Raw genomic sequence first — 5779 nt, 5'->3', positions numbered from 1 at the left:
CTGTAATATATCCCGACACCTCTCCTCCTATTTCAAGTGAGGGACTTATCGATGTTATTAATAGCACTATATCGACTGGGGTATCTAAGGTAAGATTATATTTTAATGAAAGTATGTCCGGAAAGACTTTAGAAGTAATATTCAATCCTAATTCGGGAAATTATCATGTGGAAGTTAATGAATCGTCAACTTAATTATTTTCTTGCAATTTCTCCCCCCTCGTGAAGAGGAAAGAGATAAGGGGCAATAAATTGTCAAATATTTTATTTATTAAAAATAAAAAGGGATTTAGCTTAATCGAGATGATGATTGTAGTGGCTATTTTAGGGATAATTATTTTAGGATTGGCGACTTTTTTTACCGGAGGAACTCGGTCCTGGGTGACCGGACAATATCAACTTGAAGCGCAACGGAATGCCCGCCTTTCCATGGACCAGATGGTCCGGGAGATAAGAGAAGCGAATTATGTAGAAAATAGTTCATTATCTAGTTCTATTGATTTTCACACCCCTTTTCATGGCAATATTTCTTATTCTTTATCAGGTAATGATTTAAAAAGAGATAGTAACACGGTGATGAATAATGTACTAACTTTAGATTTTACTTACTTTGATAACTCAGATACCGAGATCAATAACTTTCCCTTAAGTGAGGAAGATGCGTCGAAAATATCTAAGGTGCATATTAATTTACAAGTAGATGTAGATAAGGATAGTAGTCCGGACATCACCTTAAATAGTGATATTAATTTGAGAAATCGTGGCTTATCGGGATAGTTGAAAAATTTATGATTTAATTGGATTGATCATAAGATTAATTGGTCAATCAGGAGAGGTGATAATTAAATATGAAAAAAAAGAATAATAAAATAAAATACCATAAATTTAAAAATTTATTCTCAAATCAAAAAGGCGTAGCTCTCTTATCTGTTTTGATATTTATTTTTCTGATGTTGACTTTCGTAATTGCCTTAATGGCAATGACCGGCAATGATATTAAACTGTCTTCCATGCAGAGAGATTCTACAAAAGCATTATATCAAGCAGACGGGGGTATTGAAAAAGCGATTTGGTACTTAAATTCTTCCGAAGATAATCCCGATGGTTTGAACTTTTACGGTCATCTTCCTGGAGGTACAGCTACAGAATTTTATGACGTAGATATTTCTGAAATTGATCCCGGACCTCCTGAAATAAAGACCCTTACTTCAACCGGAACAATAGAAGGAGGAGGCAAATATAACCAAAATCGTGTAGTTGAAGTAAAATTAAAAAAGGGAATAACTCCTGTACCCGGTCTAACTTATGACAAGGCTATTTTTACAGACGATGATATGCAATTTAATGGTGGTATATCTATTAGTGGTAATATTCATTCCAATGGGGATTTGTATGTTTCAAGTACTGGCGTTTTTAATTTAGATGGAGAAGCTACCGCAACCGGAACGAATGATTATGGTGATGGCGATGTACCGCCTGAAGAGTTTCCTCATATTGATTGGCCTTATTTTCAAGATTTGGCCCAAAGAGAAGTTGATGGGGGTTTTTACTATGATGCAGACCCTGCCATACCTGGTGATACCACGGTTATTTTTAATGACCCAAAATATTTAACCGGTATACATTACATAGATGGAAATGTCATTATTAAAACTGATTTAATACTGGAAAATGCAACCATTGTAGCTAACGGGACAATTCAAATATTAGGAAATGGAAGTATAACTTTAGTGAATGATCTTATAGTTCACCCTCTTAGCCTGATAGCTAAAGGAAATATAACCAACGGAGGATCTATTCATGGTGAGGGAATCATTCAAACTGAGGGAAGTTTCACCAATAACGGTGTTGTTGACATTAACGAAGGGGCTATTTATGCTGATACAGGAGTTTTTAATGGTGGCGGAGGAGTTGCCTTTAATGTTGCCTATGCTACCGATTTAATCAGTATTACTGTTCCTGGTACTGGCATTCCGATCTGGCAAAAAATCTCCTGGAGAGAAGTATATTAAATAATTTTTAAAATATTTTTTAAAAAAAGAAGGATTTTAAAAAGTAATATAGTATATAAATAAGAGTGATAACAAATATATAATTCCAGTAATGAGTGATAAGTAATGAAGAGAAGATGTGGGATAGAAATACAGGAAAAAATAGTTGTTAGAAATAAAATACAGATAATGATGAAAGTAAGGAGTAGGTATGTTTGCCATTGATTTTGGTTCGCGCTCGATTAAAGTTGCAAAATTACGCAAAGTAAGTGATGGTTATGAACTTGAAAATTACGGACTTACCCTTAGCCCTGAAGGGGCTATTGCCAACGGCGAGATTTTTAATCCCATTGTGGTTGCCGAAGCTTTATCTGAATTATTAAAAGAGTGCGGCATTAGAGATAATAGGGCAATAATTGCTATAACCGGGCAAAAAGTGATCGTTAGAGAAATTGTTCTCCCTTTGATGGAAGAAAAGGAATTAATGGCCGGAGTGATGTGGGAAGCACCCAAATATGTCCCTTATGATTTGGATGAATCTATCATTGATGCTGAGAAAGTGGAAGAATTTGTAGAAAAAGACGGAAATAAGATGATGAGAATTCTGTTAGTAGCTGCGCCTAAGACCACCATTCAGCCTTACATGGAAATTTTAAGAAAAGCCAGAATAAAACCCAAAATTATCGATATAGTTTCCTCTGCTAATATTAGAGCCTTTCAAAAAAATCTTTCCGAAAAAAAAGAAGAAGAGCAAGATAGTTCAATTGTGGATATGATACTATCCATCGGAGCGAGCAATACCAACCTTACTCTGGTAGAAAATGGCAATTTAAAATTTACCAGAGATATTTTAGTGGGAGGAAACGACATTACCAAAGCCATCGCCAAGTCTTTGAATCTCTCCTTCGAAGAAGCCGAAAAGCTGAAAAGAGAAACTAAAATATCATTGGGGAAGGAAATAGAGGAAGAAGAAAAGAATGAAAGCGAAAAGATAATAATCAAAATATTAAATCAGATAACCAAAGAAATACGAAAATCACTTAGTTATTATAAGACACAAAGTCAAAAAGTTAAATATAACCAGATGATATTATCCGGGGGTTGTGCTAATATAGATAATATTAAAGAGTTGCTCAGTGAGCAATTTGAGATTCCGGTCATCATTGGTACTCCTCTGGAAAGAATAAAGGTTGATGAAAGAGTATTTGATGTAAAGAGATTGAAAAAATTAGAAGATACCTTGGCTACCGTAATGGGATTAGCAATGAGAGAAAGGTAATATTAAACAATGACCAAAATTAATCTTCTACCTATCGAGTACAAAGAAAAAGAAAAATTTAATATAAGAAGATTTTTTATTCTTTTATTTGTTGTACTTTTAGTATTGGGTACAGCTTATTTATATTATTATTTGGAATTACAAATAGATTATAAAGAACAAAAACTTAAAACAATAAAAGCTGAATTAGCCGCCCTTGAGAACATAATAAAAGAAGTAAAAAATCTGGAAAAAGATAAAAAAATGGTAGAAGAAAGAATCCAGGTTATTGAAGATTTGATTAAAAATCAATCCCGTTTATCCCGGATATTAGGTGAATATAGTGCCTCACTTTTGAATGAAGTGTGGATAAACGATCTTTCTTTAAGCGCTAATCAGACTTTTGATTTTACTGCCGATACTTATAATAACTATTTGATAGCTAAATATATGGTTGCTTTGAAAGATGATCCTACCTTTGATAATATTGAACTTGCCTATGTTAGGAAGAATAAGGCCAAAGAAGAGGATAGGGATATTGAGATTGTAAACTTTAAACTATCAGGAATATTTATTCCAAAGAGAGTAGAGTAAAATGAAAATATCTAAAGGTATAACTGCATTTATAATCTTTATTGTTTTGGTGGCTTTTGCTTACATAAACTATACTTATGTCTATCAGCCCAGAATGCAAAAAATTGAACAATTGGACAGAGATATCGAGCGTACAACCAATCAAGTTATTGAGGGGAAGAAAATTGCTGCACGGCTCAGTCCGTTGAGGGAAGAATATGCCGCCTTATTACAGAAATTGGAATTCCTGGAAGTTATGCTGCCTAAGGAAAAAGAGATCCCTGACCTATTGGTCATGATGCAGGATACGCTTACCGAATTTAATGTTGATTTTACTACTTTTACTCCCCAAAATATTTCCTGGGATAAAGATAGGATTTACGGGAAAATGCCCCTCGTTATGAGCTTAACCGCCAGCTACTTTGATTTAATAGCCTATTTAGACCGCATAGAAAACCTACCACGAGTAATTGATGTTCAGTCCTTGAAATTGAGTAAAGCAGGAAATGAAGCCGATAAATTAAATATTGCTGTAAATATGTTTACCTATGTCCTAAGAAAAGAGGGTTCTGAATAAAGTATGAGAAAAATATCTATCGGAAATTTATTTAAAAGATCTACTTCCAGTGGGAGGAATAGTAAAATATTGATATTTTTATTAGTTCTTTTATTGGCAGCCGGCGCATTTTATTGGTGGGGATATCCTCTCCTATTTCCGGAAAGTGCCAAGACACAATCTCCCACGGCCGTATCGGTGGCGGTACCTACCCATGTTGTAAATAGGACAACAGATACACTTAAAGCAGAAGCTGAACCGGTGATCAAGGAAAAGACCCCCTTTGAAATAGAAATGGAAAAGAGAAAACAGGGATATGAAGAAAAAATATTTACCTATGAGCCGTATGAGCCTCCCAGCAATCGAAATCCTTTTCAGAAGGTAAGCACTTCTTACTTTTTGGAAGAAACAGCAGAGACTGAAGAGGAAGGGAAAGAGGGAGAGGGAAGTGTGATAAAATTCCCCAAACCCACACTCCCCCCGGGTACAAAATTAACCGGGATAATCGGCTCTAAAGATAATATGGTAGCCATTATTGTCATGAATGAAGAAACTTTTATTGCGCACCTGTATGATATTTTATTAGATAGATATATCGTGAAAGAGATAAAGAAGGATGAAGTAATTATTGACTATAACGGATACTTTTTCCCAGTAAAATTAGGAGGTGAAGATTTAGCAGATGAATCACAAAAGTAGAAAAAGAACTTTCTTGCTTTTTATTTTGGTTTTATTTTTAATAACTTTATTTGTGGTAAATGTTAGTGCACAGAATATTTTGTTTACTAATATCTGGTATAAAAAATTACCCAATTATACCCACCTTACCATTAAAGCAAGTGGAGTTATTTCAGAATATGAGGTTTCTTATGTGGAGGCACCGGAGAGAATAGTCATCGACGTAAAGAATGCCAACTATCGCATTGATGACTTAGTTAAGAATATCTTATTTTTAAATATGGGTACGATTAAACAGGTAAGATGCGGGCAATTTGAAATTGAACCTGTTCCTATTACCCGATTCGTAGTTGATTTGTTCCAAAAATCCGACTATGAAGTAAGTTTATCGTCTGATAGCCGATTGATTTATATTGATGTTTATGATTACACCGAATTTAAAGCGCCCGAAGAACAGATCTTTACGGTAACGCCGGTAAAAAGCGAGGCAGTAAAAATTGAAAAAGAAGAAGCACCGCAGATATCCATTTTAGATACCTATACCGAGCCGGTTAATTTAAATATCTTTGAAGAAGATGTGGTCAATGTTATTCGGGGATTATCAGAACTTACCGGAATAGATATAATGATTGATGATTCGGTAGGCGGGCAATTAACGCTAAACCTGAAAGATAAAACTTTTAGAGAAGCCATTGAATTAATTTTAATGAATAAAGGATTAGAT

The 5779-nt window shown here is 34.5% G+C and carries 7 protein-coding genes; all 7 read left to right on the top strand.

The window, feature by feature from the left end; genetic code table 11:
- Window positions 1-221: 221 nt before the first annotated feature.
- Entirely contained in the window at window positions 222-776 is a 555-nt protein-coding gene (locus ENO17_07680; GenBank protein HER24910.1) for a prepilin-type N-terminal cleavage/methylation domain-containing protein, read from the top strand.
- A 71-nt stretch (window positions 777-847) separates the two neighbouring features.
- Complete coding sequence (locus ENO17_07675; GenBank protein HER24909.1) at window positions 848-2011, top strand: hypothetical protein; 1164 nt, start codon at window positions 848-850, stop codon at window positions 2009-2011.
- A gap of 190 nt (window positions 2012-2201) precedes the next feature.
- On the top strand, window positions 2202-3269 hold the full coding sequence (pilM, locus tag ENO17_07670; GenBank protein ID HER24908.1) for a type IV pilus assembly protein PilM: 1068 nt from the start codon (window positions 2202-2204) through the stop codon (window positions 3267-3269).
- 9 nt (window positions 3270-3278) lie between these two features.
- Window positions 3279-3842: a hypothetical protein gene (locus ENO17_07665; protein ID HER24907.1), complete on the top strand. Its 564-nt coding sequence runs from the start codon at window positions 3279-3281 to the stop codon at window positions 3840-3842.
- A 1-nt stretch (window position 3843) separates the two neighbouring features.
- The gene (locus tag ENO17_07660) at window positions 3844-4398 is read left to right on the top strand and encodes a hypothetical protein (protein ID HER24906.1); all 555 of its coding nucleotides are present in this window, start codon (window positions 3844-3846) and stop codon (window positions 4396-4398) included.
- Window positions 4399-4401: 3 nt separating this feature from the next.
- Window positions 4402-5076, top strand: a complete 675-nt coding sequence (locus tag ENO17_07655; GenBank protein ID HER24905.1) for a hypothetical protein — start codon at window positions 4402-4404, stop codon at window positions 5074-5076.
- Window positions 5060-5779: type IV pilus secretin family protein (locus ENO17_07650; protein ID HER24904.1), on the top strand; the 720-nt coding region annotated here is incomplete at its 3' end. The genes ENO17_07655 and ENO17_07650, both read left to right, overlap by 17 nt.

The sequence above is a fragment of the Candidatus Atribacteria bacterium genome (assembly GCA_011056645.1).
In the GTDB taxonomy this organism is placed as follows: domain Bacteria; phylum Atribacterota; class Phoenicimicrobiia; order Phoenicimicrobiales; family Phoenicimicrobiaceae; genus Sediminicultor; species Sediminicultor quartus.
This window is presented reverse-complemented; position numbering and strand designations above follow the sequence as displayed.